The organism is Stenotrophomonas sp. 220_Sma (genome assembly GCF_056487375.1).
Genome location: NZ_CM151348.1, coordinates 3,113,356 through 3,131,738 on the forward strand (window position 1 = coordinate 3,113,356; position 18,383 = coordinate 3,131,738).

Sequence of the window (18,383 nt, forward strand, 5' to 3'; positions counted from 1 at the left end):
ATGGGATCTCGGTGGTGGGATGCGATCAGCCCAGCACGCCGCGCAGGGCGGCAGCGAAGGCGGTGGTGATCGCCTCGCGTTGCAGGTGGCGGCCGTCGGCCACGCACTGGCGGCCATGGCGCCAGACTGATCGCAGCGCGCCATTACGTGCGGCGAACACCCAGCTGTCAAGCCATGCGTCGTCCTGTCGCGCCTGTAGCGCGGGGTGTGCGGCATCCAGCTCGACCAGGTCGGCACTGGCGCCGACCTGCAGGCCGGCGGCCACGCCCAGGGCCTGTGCACCGCCGTGCAGTGCGCCCTCGAACAGGAAGCGACCGCTGCTGCGGGTGGCATCCGGTGCCAGCACATTGCGCCCGCGCAGGGTCAGGCGTTGGCCGTATTCAAGCAGGCGCAGTTCTTCGGCCGCGTCGATCAGCACATTGGAATCGGAGCCGACACCGAAGCGCCCACCCTCGCGCGCGAACGCCTGCATCGGGAACAGGCCATCGCCCAGATTGGCCTCGGTGATCGGGCACAGGCCGGCCACCGCCTGGCTGGCCACGATGGCGGCGCGCTCATCGTCGGTGATGTGGGTGGCGTGCACCAGGCACCAGCGCGCATCCACCGGCGCATGGTTATACAGCCACTGCACCGGGCGCTGGCCGCTCCAGGCCAGGCATGCCTCCACTTCGCGTACCTGTTCGGCGATGTGGATGTGCACCGGGCCGTCGGTAAGCGGCAGCAACGCACTCAATTCCTCGCCGGTGACTGCACGCAGGCTGTGCGGGGCAATGCCGAGCACCGCATCGGGCAGCGCGGCCAAAGACGGCTTGGCGGCGTCCAGCAGCTGCGCAAATCCCTCTACGTCATGGATCAGGCGTCGCTGCGCGGGGTTCGGTGCCGCCCCGCCGAAATCGGCATGCGCATAGAACACCGGCAGCAGGGTCAGGCCGATGCCGGTCTGGTCGGCCGCCGCCGCAATCCGCGCGCTCATCTCGGCACGGTTGGCATACGGCCGGCCGTCAGCATCGTGGTGCAGGTAGTGGAATTCACCGACGCGGGTGAAGCCGCTTTCCAGCATTTCCATGTAGGCCTGGGCGGCGATGGCCTGCACCGCGTCCGGGCGCAGATGGGCCAGGAAGCGATACATCAGCTCGCGCCAGCTCCAGAAGCTGTCACCGTCGCCGCCGCCGATCTCGGTCAGCCCGGCCATGCCGCGCTGGAAGGCGTGGCTGTGCAGGTTGGGCAGGCCCGGCACCAGGATGCCGGCGCGGGTGTCGCCCGCCTGCGCGCCCTGCCCCGTGCTGATCGCCGTGATGCGACCGTCCTGCACCTGCAGGCGGACGTCGCGGGCCCAACCCTCGGCCAGCAGGGCGTGGGCGGCATGGAAACGGTGCGGGGAACGCGAATCGGACATGGCTGGACAACCCGAAATGGACGCCTATATTGTATAGACATATAAGCACAGCCGCGTTGTGGATGCCATGCACGTCGATACCCTCTGGTCCAACGTCCACCTGATCACCCTCGATGGCGAGGGGCTGGGTGTCATCCGCGATGGCGTACTGGCCTGCGCCGATGGCCGCATCGTCCATGTCGGCGCGGCCGGCAGCGATGCCCACCTGCAGCCGACCACCCGCATCGACGGCGAAGGCCGCTGGATTTCGCCCGGCCTGATCGACTGCCACACCCACCTGGTCTACGCCGGCAACCGCGCCAACGAGTTCGAGCAGCGCCTGCAGGGCGTCAGCTATGCCGACATCGCCCGTGCCGGCGGCGGCATCGTCTCCACCGTGCGCGCCACCCGCGCCGCCACACCGGAACAGCTGGCCAGTGAAAGCCGGCCGCGCCTGCTGGCAATGCGCGCCGAGGGCGTGACCACCCTCGAGATCAAGTCCGGCTACGGCCTGACCCTGCCCGACGAGCGCAAGCAGCTGCAGGTGGCGCGTGCGCTGGGCGAGGAATGCCGGGTCAACGTGGTGACCACCTTCCTCGGCGCACACGCGATTCCGCCGGGCCGCGAAGCACAGGAGTACACCGACGAGGTGTGCAACGTGATGATTCCGGCCATCGCCGCCGAAGGCCTGGCCGAAGCAGTGGACGTGTTCTGCGAGAACATCGCGTTCTCGCCGGCGCAGGCGCGGCAGGTCTTCGAAGCGGCGCGCGCCAACGGGCTGGCGGTGAAGATCCACGCCGAGCAGCTGAGCAACCAGCATGGCGCCGAACTGGCCGCCAGCTTCGGTGCACTCTCGGCCGACCATATCGAACACCTGGACGATGCCGGCATCGCCGCGATGGCCGCGGCGGGTACCGTGGCGGTGCTGCTGCCCGGCGCCTTCTATTTCACCCGCGATACCACCCTGCCGCCGATTGCGGCGCTGCGCGCGGCCGGCGTGCCACTGGCGCTGGCCACCGACAGCAACCCCGGCACCTCGCCGCTGACCAGCCCACTGCTGGCGATGAACATGGGCGCCACCCTGTTCCGCCTGACCGTGGACGAGTGCATCGCCGGCTTCACCCGAGAAGCAGCGCGCGCGCTGGGCCATGGCGACCGCATCGGCCGCCTGGCCGTGGGCATGGACTGCGATCTGGCGATCTGGGACATCGACGCCCCCGCCGACCTGGTCTATCGCATTGGATTCAACCCGCTGCACGCGCGCGTGGTGCGCGGACAGCCCGACCTGCCTGCCTCCTGGAGCAACACATGAGCAACACCCTGGTTCTTCGCCCCGGCCATGTCACCCTCGCCCAGTGGCGGCAGGCCTATCGCGGTGCGCCGCTTGCACTGGACCCGGCCGCGCTGCCGGTGGTCCGTGCCAGTGCCGCGACCGTGGCCGCCATCGTCGCCAAGGGCGCGCCGGTCTATGGCATCAACACCGGCTTCGGCAAGCTGGCCAGCGTGCGCATCGAGCGCGAGGACCTGGCTACCCTGCAGCGGAACATCGTGCTCTCGCACGCTGCCGGTGTTGGCGAGCCGATGCCCGCCAGCGTGGTGCGCCTGATGATGGCGCTGAAGCTGGTCAGCCTGGCGCAGGGTGCTTCGGGCATCCGCGAGGAGACCCTGCTGCTGCTGGAAGCAATGCTGGTCAAGGGCGTGCTGCCGGTGGTGCCCGCACAGGGCTCGGTGGGTGCCTCGGGTGACCTGGCGCCGCTCTCGCACCTGGCCAGCGTGATGCTGGGCGTCGGCGAAGCCTTCATCGGTGACGAACGCCTACCGGCGGTCGACGCACTGGCACGTGCCGGCCTGCAACCGATCGAGCTGGGCGCGAAGGAAGGCCTGGCCCTGCTCAACGGCACCCAGTTCTCCACCGCCTATGCACTGGCCGGCCTGTTCGAGATCGAAACCGTGTTCCAGGCCGCGTTGGTCACCGGCGCGCTGTCGGTGGAAGCGGCCAAGGGCTCGGATACCCCGTTCGACCCGCGCATCCATGCCATCCGCGGCCAGCGCGGGCAGATCGCCACCGCCGCTACCCTGCGCACGCTGATGCAGGGCTCGGACATCCGCGAATCACACCGTGACAACGACGTGCGCGTGCAGGATCCGTACTGCCTGCGCTGCCAGCCGCAGGTGATGGGCGCAGCGCTGGACATCCTGCGCCAGGCCGCGACCACGCTGGAAATCGAAGCCAACGGCGTGTCCGACAATCCGCTGGTGTTCACCGACACCGGCGAAGCACTGTCCGGCGGCAACTTCCACGCCGAGCCGGTCGCCTTCGCCGCCGACATGCTGGCGATGGCGGTGTGCGAGATCGGTTCGATCAGCGAGCGCCGCCTGGCGATGCTGGTCGACCCGGCGCTGTCCGGCCTGCCGGCCTTCCTAACCCCGCGCCCGGGCCTGAATTCCGGCTTCATGATTCCGCAGGTGACCGCCGCCGCGCTGGTCTCGGAAAACAAGCAGCGCGCCTACCCGGCCAGCGTCGATTCGATCCCGACCTCGGCCAATCAGGAAGACCATGTGTCGATGGCCGCGCACGGTGCGCGCCGCCTGATGCAGATGGCCGAAAATGCCGCCAACGTGATCGGCATCGAGCTGCTGGCCGCCGCGCAGGGCTGCGACTTCCACGCGCCGCTGCGCTCCAGTGCCGCGCTGGAATCCGTGCGCGCCACACTGCGTGCACAAGTGCCGACGCTGGAAGAAGACCGCTACTTCCACCCGGACATGGTGACCGCCACGAACCTGGTGCGCAGCGGCGCGCTGGCACAGGGTTTGGCGGAGCTGCTGCCGACTGTGGAACCGCAGGCATGAATGTCCATCCCGAATGGCTGACGGTGCACGAAGGCGATGCCCCGCTGATCGTCAGCTTTCCGCATACCGGCAGCGAGCTGCCGCACGACCTGATCGGCGACTACCACTCGCCGTGGCTGGCCCGTCGCGACGCCGACTGGTGGGTGCACGAACTGTACGACTTCGTGCGCGGCATGGGCGCGACCACGGTGCGCTCGGCGATCTCGCGCTCGGTGATCGACCTCAACCGCGATCCCAGCGGCGTGTCGCTGTACCCCGGCCAGAACACCACCGGCCTGTGTCCGCTGACCACCTTCGACAACCAGCCGCTGTACCACGCCGGGCGCGAACCGGATGACGCGGAAATCGCCCGTCGCCGCGACACGTATTTCCTGCCTTACCACGATGCGCTGGCCGCACAGATCACGCGCCTGCGTGCGAGGTTCGGCACTGTCGTGGTGTATGACGCACACTCGATCCGCTCACATATCCCGCACCTGTTCGAAGGCGAGCTGCCGCAGTTCAACCTCGGCACCGCCGGCCCGTCCGGCGCACCGGACACGTCCTGCGACAACGCCTTGAGCGATGTGGTGGAGAACCTGCTGAAGATCAGTGGCATGAGCCAGGTGCGCAACGGCCGCTTCAAGGGCGGCTGGATCACCCGCCACTACAGCAACATCGCCGGCGGCGTGCACAGCCTGCAGATGGAACTGGCCTGCCGCGGCTACATGCACGAACCCCTGCCGGACCAGGTGGACGAGCACAGCTGGCCCACCCCGCTCGACCCCGACCACGCCGCACCGCTGCGCCACACCCTGGCGCAGGTGCTCAACGCCTGTCTTGAATTCGCTACGAACCGGAGCGCCGCATGACCCGCAACGACCCGACCCGCACCATTGCCGCGCCGACCGGCACCACGCTCAACGCCAAGAGCTGGCTGACCGAAGCGCCGCTGCGCATGCTGATGAACAACCTGCACCCGGACGTGGCCGAACGGCCGCAGGAACTGGTGGTGTACGGCGGCATCGGCCGCGCCGCGCGCGACTGGGAGAGCTTCGACGCGATCGTCGAAACCCTCAAGCGCCTGGACGACGACCAGACCCTGCTGGTGCAGTCGGGCAAGCCGGTGGGCGTGTTCCGCACCCACGCCGATGCGCCGCGCGTGCTGATCGCCAATTCCAACCTGGTGCCGCGCTGGGCCAACTGGGACCACTTCAACGAGCTGGATAAGAAGGGCCTGGCCATGTACGGCCAGATGACTGCCGGCAGCTGGATCTACATCGGCGCGCAGGGCATCGTGCAGGGCACCTACGAGACCTTCGTGGAGATGGGCCGCCAGCATTTCGGTGGCGACCTGACCGGAAAGTGGCTGTTCACCGGTGGCCTCGGTGGCATGGGTGGCGCGCAGCCGCTGGCTGCAGTGATGGCCGGCGCCTCCTGCCTGGCCGTCGAGTGCCGCAAGAGCAGCATCGACATGCGCCTGCGCACCGGCTACCTGGATACCTGGACCGACAATCTGGACGAAGCGCTGCGCCTGATCGACGAGTCATGCAAGGCTGGCACGCCGAAGTCGGTGGGCCTGCTCGGCAATGTCGCCGACGTGCTGGCTGAACTGCTCAAGCGCGGCGTGAAGCCGGACCTGCTGACCGATCAGACCTCCGCGCACGACCCGGTGAACGGCTACCTGCCGCAGGGCTGGACGGTCGAGCAGTGGGATGAGAAACGTGTCTCCGCCCCCAAGGAAGTGGAGAAGGCCGCGCGCGCGTCGATGGCCAACCACATCCGCGCCATGCTCGGCTTCCACGCGCTGGGCGTGCCGACCGTGGACTACGGCAACAACCTGCGGCAGATGGCACTGGAAGAAGGTGTGGCCAATGCCTTCGACTTCCCGGGTTTCGTGCCGGCCTACATCCGCCCGCTGTTCTGCCGCGGCATCGGCCCGTTCCGCTGGGCCGCACTGAGCGGCGACCCGGAAGACATCGCCAAGACCGACGCCAAGGTGAAGGAACTGATTCCTGACAACCCGCACCTGCACCGCTGGCTGGACATGGCTGCCGAGAAGATCAAGTTCCAGGGCCTGCCGGCGCGCATCTGCTGGGTCGGCCTGGGTGACCGTGATCGCCTCGGCCTGGCCTTCAACGAGATGGTGGCCAACGGCGAACTGAAGGCACCGGTGGTGATCGGCCGCGATCATCTGGATTCAGGCAGTGTGGCCTCGCCGAACCGCGAGACCGAAGCGATGGCTGATGGCTCCGATGCGGTTTCCGACTGGCCGCTGCTGAACGCCCTGCTCAACACCGCCAGCGGCGCGACCTGGGTGTCCCTGCACCACGGCGGTGGCGTCGGCATGGGCTTCTCGCAGCACGCCGGCATGGTGATCGTCTGCGACGGCACCGAGGCCGCGGCCAAGCGGATTGGCCGCGTGCTGTGGAACGACCCGGCCACAGGCGTGATGCGCCATGCCGATGCAGGCTATGAAATCGCGATCGACTGCGCGAAGGAAAAGGGGCTGGATCTGCCAGGAATCCTGGGCTGATCGCAGGGGTGCCGGCCAGCGGCCGGCACTACCGGAAGGCACCTGTAGAGCCGAGCCATGCTCGGCTCAATGTTTCCGGGAACGCGAAGCCTGACCCGAAGGCAGCCGAGCATGGGCTCGGCTCTACAAGTTTCGACTTGGTCGGATCACTTCCGGGCCAGTGGCTTCACATTTTTCGCATAGCGTGGAAATGCAGGCGCGGCGAACTCCCTCAGCATATGCAGGTGCGGCTGAAGCTTGAGCCTGCGCAAGTTGCCAATTGCGACTTCGCCACCGCAAACCAGTGCTGGCTCAAAGCCATACATCTCATCCGCCATCAAGTGCCCGCAAGTACTCACAACCCGATCAAAAGGCAGCTGTTCGGCCCCATCCATCAGATCAAAGTCTTCGAGCTCCGCGCAAGCGAAAAACGCCTTGATGCCCCCCCTCCTGCCGTGCGAGAGACTTGGGTCTCAAACAGTTCTGAAGAGCAAATACTTCACTGCGGATCGGATCGATGCTCACGCCAGCGCCTGATGCTTCGCCGCACAGGTAGAGCCGTCCAAACCCGCTTCTGGCAAACACATGGTAGGTATCGATCAGGGGAAATGGAGTACCAGCCAACCACGTGTGCATCAGGCCTTCGTAGTCCTCGGGATTCACCGTCCACAGCCGTCCATTGCCATAGTTCGCCCATCCATCCCGACGCCAATAGCTCAAGAGCGATTCAGGCAAGATGCCCGTCCACTTGGTGAAACTGGTCTCTGGAACCGACGCGTGCTCACCGGCTTCGCCGAACGTCTCGATGAAAAGTGCAAAGTCCTGATCGTTGTCCATTGTCCTCTCCGTACGGGGCAATCTCGTCAACGTGGAGTGACACGACCGAACACCTGATGCGTCATGGACCACGGCAGTCCGTGGTCGGCACGGTCCACCCTACCCTGCTCACGCTTCATCATCAGGCGATTCGCAGTCTTCAACTATGGATGGTATCCACTTCGATTCGTCGTCTAACGGCTGTGGCAACCGCCCTTCAAGCCACTCAAGCACCTCATCAGGCTTGATGCCGGGTAGCGTCGATTCGATGCGCCAGCTCAGATACCAGCATGCAGGACCATTGAGATAGGGCGGTGGCGCCGTGGGCAGGAAACGAGTGGGGAGAAGCTCCGACACAGAAAGCGTGTTGAGCACATACGCCAACTCCTGCACCGTGCTCCACGCCAGCGGGTGCTCCAAGGCAAGTGAAAAACCAACAGACCAAGTTCCATCGTCGCAGCGCTGCCAGTGGATGGGCTCGGACATCGCAGGAATCTTCTGCAGGTATGCCACCAGTTTTTTGAATTCGCGGGGCTTGGCCATTATTTGCTTCCAGTTGCAGGCAACCACAGATTCACTCGATCCGGCGGTCACAGTGGTACGAGGCGGTGACGCGGTCAACAGACCTTCAATGGACAGGTAAATCCGGCTGGGGCCTGGCCCAGAATCGCCGCGCTTCGGCCCGACGTTGTATCTGAAGGCCCAGCGCACTAGAAGGGGCAATCGCGACAGGCCTGCCACCAGGGGCTTCCGCCTTGCTTCATTCCTGCTCCCCCTATGTTCCTGCGTGGAACAAAGAACCTGCCCGGCTTGACCCCAACTCCCGCCGTGACCAAGATGCGCCATCACCGCTGACGGACCATCGCGATGTACCGCACCTTTGCTGCTGCATTGCTCTGCACGCTGTCTGCGATCCCATCCGTTTCGGCGCTTGAAACTGCCGGCAATCTTTCCAATCAGCTCGACACCCAGTTGCAGACCAACCGCGAACGCTACGGCATCGCCGGCCAGGCGGTACTGGTCGCACACAATGGCCAAGTGTTTTATCAGGGCGCCAGCGGCGAGCGCGATCCGGCCACCCATGCTCCGGCCACCGTGAATTCCATCTTCGCCGCGCAGTCGATGGCCAAGCTGCTGACCAGCACGCTGGTGATGCAACTGGTGGATCAGGGCAAGGTGGATCTGGATGCGCCGGCCAGTCGCTATGTGCCGGACCTGCCATCAGCATGGCAGACCATTCACGTACGCGATTTCCTCAACCACAGCTCGGGTATCGGCGAGTATTACGACCGGGTGGACAACCGCTGGGTGAGCAAGGGCTACACCGGAGTGGCGCCGGACCTTGCAGCAGCGCTGAAGGTGGCCGGCGCGACACCGATGCAGTTCGTCACCGGCAGCCGCGTGCAGTACACCCAGGCCAACTACCTGGTGCTGACCGCCTTGCTGGAAGCGCATTACGGCAAGCCCTACCCGGCCATCGCGCGCGAACGCATCCTGCAGCCGCTGAAGATGACCAGCACTTCATGGGGCGCAGCCAGCGTGCCGTCGCAGCGCGCAGCGGTGCCGTACATCGGCAAGGACGGCCAGCTGCAGCCGGCGAACGAAGACCCCTGGCCGGACTACGGTTGGGGCCACGCCGACCTGCAGACCACCGTGGGCGACATGAACCGTTTCCTGCAGGCGCTGGCGACCGGCAAGCTGCTGCGCACGGCGACCCTGGAAAAACTCTGGCAGCCGCAGAAACTGGCCGGCGGCGGCAGCAATTTCTTCTCCACCGGTTGGGATACCACCCGCAGCGACGGCTACACCCAGGTCGGCCACGATGGCGGCACCCGCGTGCGGGCGCGACTGGCCTACAAGGGCACGCTGGCCAGCGGTTACTGGGTGTTCGTGTACCTGACCAACGGCAGCGCCCGCAATGTCTGGTCGAGCACGCTGGTGGAGAGCACGATGGCGGTGGCCGCGCCGGAGGAGTTCCCACATACGGCGTTGTCCGAGCGACTGATCGCGTATGCGCTGGATGACAGCGCTGGCGCGGCCGAAGCTGTGCATCGCTGGCTGCGCGACAGCAACAAGGTTGCTGCCAGTGAACTGGAACGCGCGATCAATGCCGATGCGTACGCGGTCCGCGAGAGCCTCGGGGCACGCAAGGCAGTAAAGGTATTTGCTCTCAACACCGAGCTGTATCCGGATTCGGCAAATGCGTGGGACAGCCTGGCGGAATGCCATGCGGCGCTGGGTGAGAAGGAAGCGGCCGATCGGCTGTATGCAAAGGCCAAGGCGCTGGCGAAGCCGGCTCTGTAGAGTCGAGCCGTGCTCGACTCCGGGACACAGAGGCAGTCGAGCAAGGCTCGACTCTACAGAAAGCGAAAGACAGTCGAGCAAGCTCGACTCTACAAGGAGCGCGGGCGGCCATACGCCGCCGATGGGTGACGTGACGCCGTCGACCTGTTAACTTGCGCGCCACTTTCGTGGTTTACAGCATTCCCGCATGTCGCTCTCGTCGTACCGCCCCGCCCCGTCGCTGTTGTTCCTGGCCGTTTCTCTTGGCCTCTCCTCCACCGCCGCTGCGGCCCCGCAGGCCACCACGCTGGATGCGGTGCAGGTCACCGCTGCCGCCGATGCCAGCGCGCAGGCGCGCGAGGCGCTGAAGCGCGTACCCGGCGCCAGCAACGTCATCGACGTGGCCAAGGCGGACAGCCGGCTGTCCAGCAGTGCCGATGTGCTGGCCTACCAGCCGGGCATCAGCGCGCAGTCGCCAGGCAACGAAGGCACCAAGATTTCGATCCGTGGCTCAGGCATCAACCGGGGCCCGGGCGCGCATGCCTCGGGTATTGCGGTGTCGATCGACGGCCTGCCACTGACCGGCCCGGGCGGCACGCCCTACGAGCTGCTGGAACCGCTGTGGCTGTCCCGCGTGGAAGTACTGCGCGGCGCCAACGGTTTCGAGCGTGGCGCGCTGGCACTGGGCGGTGCCATCGACTACATCAGCCGCAGCGGCCGTGATTCGGCGGGCGTGCAGCTGCACTACGAAGCCGGCAGCCGTGGCTACCAGAAGCGCGGCATCAGCTGGGGCGGCGTCAGTGGCGATGTCGATTACTTCCTGGCCTACACCGATACCGAGTTCGATGGCTATCAGCGCCATGCGCGCGGCGACGGCAAGGGCGCGATGGCCAACATCGGCTGGCAGATCACGCCCGACCTGCAGACGCGCTTCTTCGTGCGCTACCGCGAAACCAATCACGAAACACCCGGTCGCCTGACCCGCGACCAGATCCGCAACGACCCGCATGCGGCCAACCCGGCCAACCTGGCCATCGATGCACGTCGCCCGCAGCCCGGCAGCACGTGGGTGGGCAATGTCACCACGCTGCAGATCGATGAGGACTCCTCGCTGCAGGCCGGGCTGGTCTACCACAAGTATCCGATGGACTTGAACGAGAGCCTGTACCGCCAGCAGCTGGACTACGCCAACGTCAACGCCACGTTGGACTACCGCCACCGCCACCGGCTGTTCGGCCTGGACAGCGAAACCACGGTCGGCCTGCGCGTCACCCACGATCTGGACGCCGATGTGCGCGAGTCGCTGCGTTTTGCCAGCAACGGCTATGCCGCCGGCACGCGCACGCGTGATTTCCGCCACCACGGCACCGACAGCACGCTGCACGTCGGCAATACCCTCACCTTCAATGACCGCCTGCGCATGCAGACCGGGCTGGCACTGATCAACACCCGCCGCGATGTGCAGGTGACCTGGCCAAGCAGTGGCGGCCGCCTGCGCGATCATGACTGGGACTACGCGCCGCGACTGGGCTTCACCTGGCAGCACAGCGCCCAGACCCAGTGGTTCGGCAACCTCAGCCGTTCGGTGGAGGCGCCGCACCCGTGGTCGATGATCTGGGGCTCCAACCAGTACTTCGGGCCGGGCAATGGCCCGTCCAGCGGCCGCCAGCGCGCGCCGGTGCCGATGCAGAACCAGACCGCCACCACGCTGGAACTGGGCGCGCGCGGTGACGCGGCGCTGGGTCGCTGGGAACTGACCGGCTACTACGCGCACGTGAACCACGAACTGCTGAGCGTCGAACTGCAACCGGTGCCGAACCTGTTCATCGCCGAGAACAACGCCAGCCCCACCGTGCACCGCGGCATCGAAGCCGGATTGGACAGCACCCTGTGGCAGGCTGCACCGGGCCGCCTGTCGCTGCGTCAGGCGTATACCTTCAGCGATTTCCGCTACCGCCACGACGCGCGTTTCGGCAGCAACCGCCTGCCCGGCCTGCCGCGCCACGCCTATCAGGCCGAGCTGCGCTTCGATCACGCATCCGGCCTGTACGCTGCGCTCAATACCGAATACGCCTCGCGCATCGCCGTGGACTACGCCAACAGCTACTGGGCTGACAGCCATGTGATCTTCGGCAGCCGCATCGGCTACGACGCACCCGGTGGCCGCTGGCTGGCGTGGACGGAGATGCGCAACATCGGCAACCGCCACTACGCCGCCACGGTCACGCCAGGCTACAACGATGCCGGCAAGGATATTGCCCGCTCGACCCCGGGCGAAGGCCGTGGCATCTACGCTGGTGTGCGTTTGCGCTTTGACTGATGACCGCAGGCGGCGCCGGGGTGATCCAGCGCCGCCGTTTCAATGTCAGCTGATGCGCCACGCCGGCAGGCGCTCGCTGCGTTTCCAGATGGAAGGCGCGAAGCCGATCAGCACCATCGCCGCCAGCCACTTCGGTAAGGTAGTGAGCAGTGTCGATGTGAGCGAGCCATCGACGGGGGCGGCCATTTCCTGCCACGGGTTGTAGCCCAGGTAGACGACGCTGCCAGCCCACCACAGCAACGCCACACCGACACCCGCCAGCAACAGGGCCAGCGTGCGGCAGGTCCATCGTTGCGAGGTGGTGCCCCATTCGCGGGATACCGCCACCAGCAGGCCCACCACCAGCAGCGAAATCAGGGCCACCAGGCCGATATCGACCTTGGGCCCAATACGCTCATAAGTGCAGGTGCGGCATTGCGCCTCTTCCGCGGCAGTAGCGGCTTCGGCGCCATCGGCCTGCCCGGCTGCAGGCTGTGCCAGTGCTGCAAACGGCAACAACACAGCCAGCAGCACCATCATGGTCCAACGAAACAACGTCCTGTTGCGGTGTGCAGCGACATCCATGCGCTCTTCCTCGTCAGTGGTGGTTGACAGCCGGCCACATACCTTGGCCTTGGCGCGGATCATAGCGCAGGGTGGGCCAGGAACGAAAAACTGGGCTCGGCCATCCACATGCGCCGCTACAGCTCGTGGAGCATGGGGGCTCAAGAGCCTGATGCAGCATGCGGACATCCTTGCCGGGCACGCGCGGGTGGTGTTACGCGGATTCGACCCCGGTCGGGGCCGCTGTCCAGACTACGGGCCGAGGCCATCGATCCTCAGCTGCGGTCGATGATCCGCACGATGCGACCGTCCTCAAAAGCGAACTCGCTGCGTCCCTGCAGGGCCAGTTCCGTGCCCGCACTGGGACCATCGGGAATGTCCTGCGCGAACACGCCACGCCAGCCGATGCTGGCCAGCGCCATGCCATCCTCGAAGGTCAACTCGAGCAACCGCTGCTCGCGCTCGCGGAACAACGGCGCCGATTGCCGTGCCAGTTCGCCGAAGGCATCGATGCCTTCGGTGACCATCGTCAGCTGGCTGCCGCTGTGGTTCTCGAATCGCACGTTATGCGCCAGCACCGCCAGCATGGCGTCGATGTCGAAGCGGTTGTAAGCCTGCAGGTAGTGCTCAATCAGGTGGCGGCAGTGCGATTCGTCCATGGCGGCGTCCAGTCAGGGCCCGCACCGAGTCTCCCGCGACCGTGCCGCCGGATCAAGGCCGCGCGGCGGCTTTCAACAACTGCGCGGCCACCTGGTCGAACGGGGCGATGTCCTGCAGTGCGCGGCTCATCGCCACCGCACCTTCCACGCTGGCAATCACCAGACTGGCCAGCCCACCCGCGGCGGCCGGATCGTGTCCGTCGGCGACGAACGCTGCGGCCAGATGGCCCTGCCAGCGCGCGAATACCTCTGCAGCTGCCGCGCGCGGCTGGCTCGGTACGGCCTCCACCGGCTCCTCCACCGCAGCGGCCAGCACCGGGCAGCCTGCGCGGAAATCGGTGCGCAGCAGGCGCTCGCGCCACATCGTCAGGAACTGCTGCAGGCCCTGCACCGCCCCGCCCTTCAGCAGCTCCACCAACAACGCTTCGACCTTGTCGCCGGCCATATGGGTGGCACGCGCCAACAGCTCCTGCTTGCCGCCGGGAAAGTGGTGATAGGTGGAGCCCAGCGGTGCCTCGGCCAGCTTGGTGACCTCACGGATGCTGGTGGCATTGAGACCCACGCGCGCCAGCATCTGTGCCGCAGCATCAATCACGCGTTGTGGCGCATCAGAGGGACGCGGGCTCACGGGAGGCTCCTTGCCAGGACAGTCGTCATAGATTAGCGTACCGGCGATTCTATAACAGTCGTCATAATCATGAATCTCTGGTTCCGCCTGCTCCACCTGCTCCTGTGCAGCCTGTTCCGGCCCCAGCTGGAGGCCCCGTTCGGGGTCTCGCGGCTGCAGTTCCGGGTACTGCCCAATGACCTGGACAGCAACCTGCACATGACCAACGGCCGCTACTGGAACATCTTCGACCTGGGCCGGCTGGACCTGATCCTGCGCATGGGCCTGGGCCGGGTGGCGCTGCGCGAGAAGTGGGCACCGATCGTCGGCGCCGGCACCATCCAGTTCCGCCGCGAACTCAAGCCATTCCAGCGCTTCACCCTGGAAACGCGGCTGGTCGGCTGGGTCGGTTCGCGGGGCATCATGGAGCAGCGCGTGCTGATCGGTACCGAGCAGAAGATCGCCACCCGTGCACTGCTGGTCACCGGCATCTACGACCGTCGCGCGCGGCAGTTCCTGGGCATGCCGAAGATGATGGAAGCGATCGGCGTGGTCGCCCCGCCGTCGCCGCCGCTCAGTGCAGCCGCCGAGGCGCTGCTGGCTGCCGATGCCGCATTGAAGCAGGACGACGCCTGAGCGGGCTGGATGTGCGCGCCATGCAGGTGCTGCCGCCTCAACCCGGCAGCCGCAAAACTCCGACCACACCACAGGCGACGCCTGCCAGCAGGATCGAGTAGATCAACCACACCGGCCCACCCTGCGAATAGCCGAAGATCACCCATGCCTCACGGATCGGACGGCGGGTCATCCAGGGAATCAGCAGCAGCGCCAACAGCGGCAGACCGCAACTCATGCCGGCTGCCAGCAGCAATGGAAGTGAATCTGTACTGGCGTAGTGACCCAACGGCCAGATCAACAGGCCGCTGATCAACCCGAGCAGGAAAAGCGCGTTTGCACTCCAGATGGAAGCGCGATGGCGGCGTCGCAGGTAGACCAGACTACGGCCGCGGTAGTGACTGGGAAGTCGACCGGCAGCTCGCCGTGCAATCATCGTGGCGATACTGCCGCCCACCAATCCACTCCATATGCCCGTATCCAGATCCATCTGCTCCCCCGAGCATGTGTACCTGGAGCATCATGACACGACCTCCGGCGCGTCAACGCAACAGTGGACTACACCTTCGGCATGTTCTTGGTCACGCAATGGATGCCGCCACCGCCACCGGCGATGGCATCGATATCCACCTGCTCGATCACGCGGCCGGGATACATGTCTTCCAGTAGTTCACGGCAGAATCCATCGGCTTCGTCGTCTCCGAACTGCGGCGCGACCACTGCGCCGTTGATCGGCAGGTAGTTGATGTAGCCCATCGCCAGATCATCGTTGTCGCGGGTATGCACGTTATCGCGCCCGTCCAGCGGCGGCGGCAGCGTATGCACCTGCAGGCGACGGCCATCGGCATCGGTGGCCCCGCGCAGGATCCGCAGATGCTCGCGGGTCAGGTCGTAATCGTAGGACTCCGGATCGTTGTCCAGATTGGCGATCACCACGCCCGGGCGTACGAAGCGCGCATAGAAGTCCACGTGCGCATCGGTGATGTCCTTGCCGGCGATGCCGGGCAGCCAGATCACCTTGCGCAGGCCCAGGTGATGCTTCAGCTCGGCCTCGATATCCGCGCGCGACCAGTCCGGATTGCGGTTGCGGTTGACCCAGCAGCTTTCGGTGAGGATGGCCGTGCCATGGCCATCGACTTCGATGCCACCGCCCTCGCCCACCAGATCGCTTTCCAGCAGCGTCGCGCCAGTCACCTGCGCCAGCCACGGCGCCACCGCGCCATCGTTGCGCGCGCTCTGCTTGCCGCCCCAGCCATTGAAGTTGAAGTCGACCAGGCCCAGCCCGCCCTGGCCATCGGTGACGAAGCACCCACCATAGTCGCGCACCCAGATGTCATCCAGCGGCACCTCGAGGAACTCGATGTTGTCGCGGCCACAGCGATCCTGCGCCTGCTTCAACTGCGCCGGGCGGCACAGCACGCTGACCGGCTGGTGGCGCGCGATGGTACGGGCCAACCGCGCCACGGCGGTGTTCACCGCATCGGCTTGCGCGCCCCACACCCGCGGCTGCGCGGCGAAGGCAAGGAACACGCGTTCCTGTGGGCCGTGCTCGTCCGGCATGCGCCAAGTCCCCGCACCTGGCCCTGCTGCGGATACGCGACCCGGCAGCCCGGCCAGGCCCAGAGCGGCCAGGCCGCCAAGGCCGGCGGCGCCCGCCAGTTGGGTGAGGAAGTGACGACGGTTGCTCATGACGGGCTCCAGGGCCGGTGCGGGATGGGCGCTATGCTGCCCTTGCCGACACATAAGAACAAACGATAGATTCAGCCATCAATTGAACAGTTTTACTTATCTGAAATGCTCAAGCACTGGCCACCACTGAACGCGCTACGGGGTTTCGAGGCTGCGGCCCGGCTGGGCAGTTTCCACCGTGCGGCGGAGGAACTGCACCTGACCCAGTCGGCCATCAGCCAGCAGATCCGGGGTCTGGAAGCGTCGCTGCAGCAGCCGTTGTTCTTCCGGCAGGGCCGCAGCGTCACCCTCACCGATGCCGGCATCGACCTGCTGGAAACAACGCAGGCGCTGCTGCGGCAGCTGGCCAGCGGCATCCGCCGGCTCGATCAGTACCGCAAGCCCAATCAACTGATCGTCAACGCCAGCCCGGCCTTTGCTCGGCATTGGCTGGTGCCACGCCTGGCCAGCTTTCACCGGCTGCATCCCGACGCCGATCTGTGGCTGCTGACCAGCGAGGAAGCGCCGGACATGACCACGCAGACGCTGGACGTGGCGGTACGTGATGACCTCGACTCACAGGCGCAGTGCCAGCATCGCGTGCTGCTGCAGGATCGTCTCTATCCAGCCTGCCATCCGGCCCTGCTCGCCACACCGGCGCACGAACGCCTCACCCTGCATGGCGAGCGCGAGATGGACTGGAGCCAATGGCAGGTACAGGGTGGCGCCGATGTCGGCCAGCGTCGCGAGGGAATGAATTTCTCCGAGCCCGGGCAGTTGCTGGATGCAGCCTGCCAAGGGCTGGGCATCGCACTGGTCAGCGAGCTGCTGAGCGCGCGTGCGTGCGAACAAGGCCTACTGCAAGCCCTGGATGATGCACGCGTGCGCGGCCCACGCTGGAGTTGGCTGGTACATGAGGAGAGTGCAGCCGATCCGCTGGTGATCAGTTTCTGCGAGTGGTTGTTGGGGAGCCTGCCGAATGACTAGCAGCATCGACCGATTGCGCCACGTCATTTCCCTGGGCCACTCTTCGGCGATCCTTGCCTCATTGCCATTGCTATGAGTTTATGAATTCGTAGCTCAGCTCGTTTGGCGCTGCGCCGAAAAAAACAACATGTAAGATGGCCTCGCTGGGCTCGTCGTTTTCAAGCACATAGAACTCCGCTGAAATGTCACCCGCTGTGCTTTCGTACGCAACGATTAGAGGAAACTCTTCGTACTGGCTCGCTAGCGGTGGCACTGACAATTTTGCGCTCGGCGGAAAGTACACCAGCAACGCCTCAAATATCTCACTGATCACTGGGGCGGACAGATTGAACTTGATCATCAGTGTATCTGTGTCTCGATTTGACAGAGCGCTGACAAACTCATCCAACTGAGCGTATTGGGTCGCGCCGACTTCTGCTAACATTTTTTCTCCATTGACCGTGACACTGGCGCTGGCATGCCGTGCCGTGCCGTGCGGACACCCAAACACGCTGATTATCGAAGGCCAAGATGTCGCGCACCTGACAGCAGGAGCAGGCCGCCCTCCCACTCCCAGCAGTGTTGAAGGCTATTGCGATGTCACCACCGATCTCGCGATTGCAGAATTCAGCACCCGTTTCAATCTACGCGAGTGCGACTCGACTGCTCTCCAGTTCCAGCCATCTACGGCAGGAAGACCTACGCCGGATCGCTCTCTACCCAGTGCTGCGCGCTCCGATAAAACGCAGATTCTTGCCGACATGCTGGCATCTGGAGATAGAGGCAAATGAACGTTGATCAGCCCCCATCCGCCTATGGTGAACCGGTGTTTTCCGCGATCCGGCCCCTTGACCAGTTCAAACTTCCGGACGCTGACTTCTCCACACATATCAGGATATTGAACTGCAACGAAAACGGCTCCGCCTTTTACTTCGCGGAGCAGCTTCGCATAGCTGTAGAGCTCTTCAGCGCTACTGAATCGTTGAAAATCCTCTCCAGGAGCCGAGTAAAATTCAGTGACAAGCGAAGGACTTCGCTCAAAAACTGCCCTTGCGACCGCTTCCACCACCGCGAGAGAAACTCCGGGCATCGCTTTTTCCGGTTTCAAGCACAAGTGAGTCATTCTTCCGCAGACAAGCCCCCCAGTCGCGAGGCAATCTCGTCAACGCCTGACGCATAAAGCCAGA

19 protein-coding genes are annotated in these 18,383 nt (G+C 65.4%); 8 read left to right on the plus strand and 11 right to left on the minus strand.

The genetic code is table 11. The features are described from left to right. Positions 1-25: 25 nt before the first annotated feature. The gene (locus tag ACZLIB_RS14675) at positions 26-1,396 is read right to left on the minus strand and encodes a formimidoylglutamate deiminase (protein ID WP_478467996.1); all 1,371 of its coding nucleotides are present in this window, start codon (positions 1,394-1,396) and stop codon (positions 26-28) included. Between the two features lie 67 nt (positions 1,397-1,463). On the opposite strand from ACZLIB_RS14675, the gene hutI reads away from it, so the two are divergent. From hutI to hutU, 4 genes are read left to right on the plus strand one after another with little or no spacing between them, the layout of a single operon-like run. Continuing rightward, complete coding sequence (gene hutI, locus ACZLIB_RS14680; RefSeq protein ID WP_125892038.1) at positions 1,464-2,687, plus strand: imidazolonepropionase; 1,224 nt, start codon at positions 1,464-1,466, stop codon at positions 2,685-2,687. Further along, the gene (gene hutH, locus ACZLIB_RS14685; RefSeq protein ID WP_478467998.1) at positions 2,684-4,225 is read left to right on the plus strand and encodes a histidine ammonia-lyase; all 1,542 of its coding nucleotides are present in this window, start codon (positions 2,684-2,686) and stop codon (positions 4,223-4,225) included. Before hutI ends, hutH begins: the two co-directional genes overlap by 4 nt. Then, a complete protein-coding gene (gene hutG, locus ACZLIB_RS14690) occupies positions 4,222-5,076 on the plus strand; it encodes an N-formylglutamate deformylase (protein ID WP_197615094.1) in 855 nt (284 codons plus the stop codon). Before hutH ends, hutG begins: the two co-directional genes overlap by 4 nt. Then, positions 5,073-6,740: a urocanate hydratase gene (hutU, locus tag ACZLIB_RS14695; protein ID WP_049399643.1), complete on the plus strand. Its 1,668-nt coding sequence runs from the start codon at positions 5,073-5,075 to the stop codon at positions 6,738-6,740. The genes hutG and hutU overlap by 4 nt, the downstream gene beginning before the upstream one ends. Positions 6,741-6,886: 146 nt before the next feature. Here the strand turns inward: hutU and ACZLIB_RS14700 are convergent, their stop codons facing one another. The 3 genes from ACZLIB_RS14700 to ACZLIB_RS14710 all read right to left on the minus strand — a co-directional run bounded on the left by ACZLIB_RS14700 (position 6,887) and on the right by ACZLIB_RS14710 (position 8,078). Beyond that, entirely contained in the window at positions 6,887-7,114 is a 228-nt protein-coding gene (locus tag ACZLIB_RS14700; protein WP_478468000.1) for a T6SS immunity protein Tdi1 domain-containing protein, read from the minus strand. A gap of 4 nt (positions 7,115-7,118) precedes the next feature. After that, positions 7,119-7,556, minus strand: a complete 438-nt coding sequence (locus ACZLIB_RS14705; RefSeq protein ID WP_478468001.1) for a GAD-like domain-containing protein — start codon at positions 7,554-7,556, stop codon at positions 7,119-7,121. A 108-nt stretch (positions 7,557-7,664) separates the two neighbouring features. Further along, complete coding sequence (locus tag ACZLIB_RS14710; RefSeq protein WP_478468002.1) at positions 7,665-8,078, minus strand: hypothetical protein; 414 nt, start codon at positions 8,076-8,078, stop codon at positions 7,665-7,667. 324 nt (positions 8,079-8,402) lie between these two features. Here ACZLIB_RS14710 and ACZLIB_RS14715 point away from each other — a divergent pair, with 324 nt between their 5' ends. Next, complete coding sequence (locus ACZLIB_RS14715; RefSeq protein ID WP_478468003.1) at positions 8,403-9,839, plus strand: serine hydrolase domain-containing protein; 1,437 nt, start codon at positions 8,403-8,405, stop codon at positions 9,837-9,839. 187 nt (positions 9,840-10,026) lie between these two features. Continuing rightward, positions 10,027-12,138: a TonB-dependent receptor family protein gene (locus ACZLIB_RS14720; protein ID WP_478468005.1), complete on the plus strand. Its 2,112-nt coding sequence runs from the start codon at positions 10,027-10,029 to the stop codon at positions 12,136-12,138. A gap of 45 nt (positions 12,139-12,183) precedes the next feature. On the opposite strand, the gene ACZLIB_RS14725 is transcribed toward ACZLIB_RS14720, so the two are convergent. The 3 genes from ACZLIB_RS14725 to ACZLIB_RS14735 form a co-directional block, all read right to left on the minus strand. Beyond that, positions 12,184-12,702, minus strand: coding sequence for a hypothetical protein (locus ACZLIB_RS14725; RefSeq protein ID WP_478468007.1), 519 nt, complete (start codon positions 12,700-12,702; stop codon positions 12,184-12,186). A 254-nt stretch (positions 12,703-12,956) separates the two neighbouring features. Further along, entirely contained in the window at positions 12,957-13,340 is a 384-nt protein-coding gene (locus tag ACZLIB_RS14730; protein ID WP_032127707.1) for a nuclear transport factor 2 family protein, read from the minus strand. Between the two features lie 52 nt (positions 13,341-13,392). Further along, on the minus strand, positions 13,393-13,968 hold the full coding sequence (locus ACZLIB_RS14735) for a TetR/AcrR family transcriptional regulator (RefSeq protein WP_049463188.1): 576 nt from the start codon (positions 13,966-13,968) through the stop codon (positions 13,393-13,395). A gap of 69 nt (positions 13,969-14,037) precedes the next feature. On the opposite strand from ACZLIB_RS14735, the gene ACZLIB_RS14740 reads away from it, so the two are divergent. Continuing rightward, complete coding sequence (locus ACZLIB_RS14740; RefSeq protein WP_478468008.1) at positions 14,038-14,583, plus strand: thioesterase family protein; 546 nt, start codon at positions 14,038-14,040, stop codon at positions 14,581-14,583. A 37-nt stretch (positions 14,584-14,620) separates the two neighbouring features. Here ACZLIB_RS14740 and ACZLIB_RS14745 read toward each other — a convergent pair whose 3' ends face one another. Next, complete coding sequence (locus ACZLIB_RS14745; protein WP_182266372.1) at positions 14,621-14,800, minus strand: hypothetical protein; 180 nt, start codon at positions 14,798-14,800, stop codon at positions 14,621-14,623. A gap of 320 nt (positions 14,801-15,120) precedes the next feature. Beyond that, positions 15,121-16,251: an agmatine deiminase family protein gene (locus ACZLIB_RS14750; protein WP_478468010.1), complete on the minus strand. Its 1,131-nt coding sequence runs from the start codon at positions 16,249-16,251 to the stop codon at positions 15,121-15,123. A 105-nt stretch (positions 16,252-16,356) separates the two neighbouring features. Between ACZLIB_RS14750 and ACZLIB_RS14755 the strand changes: the two genes are divergently transcribed. Beyond that, complete coding sequence (locus ACZLIB_RS14755) at positions 16,357-17,217, plus strand: LysR family transcriptional regulator (protein ID WP_049400161.1); 861 nt, start codon at positions 16,357-16,359, stop codon at positions 17,215-17,217. A gap of 70 nt (positions 17,218-17,287) precedes the next feature. On the opposite strand, the gene ACZLIB_RS14760 is transcribed toward ACZLIB_RS14755, so the two are convergent. Together ACZLIB_RS14760 and ACZLIB_RS14765 are read right to left on the minus strand one after the other, a co-directional pair. Further along, on the minus strand, positions 17,288-17,641 hold the full coding sequence (locus ACZLIB_RS14760; RefSeq protein ID WP_478468012.1) for a hypothetical protein: 354 nt from the start codon (positions 17,639-17,641) through the stop codon (positions 17,288-17,290). A gap of 144 nt (positions 17,642-17,785) precedes the next feature. Further along, positions 17,786-18,304 (minus strand): hypothetical protein, encoded by a 519-nt coding sequence (locus tag ACZLIB_RS14765; protein WP_478468014.1) that lies wholly within the window; start codon positions 18,302-18,304, stop codon positions 17,786-17,788. Between the last annotated feature and the right edge of the window lie 79 nt (positions 18,305-18,383).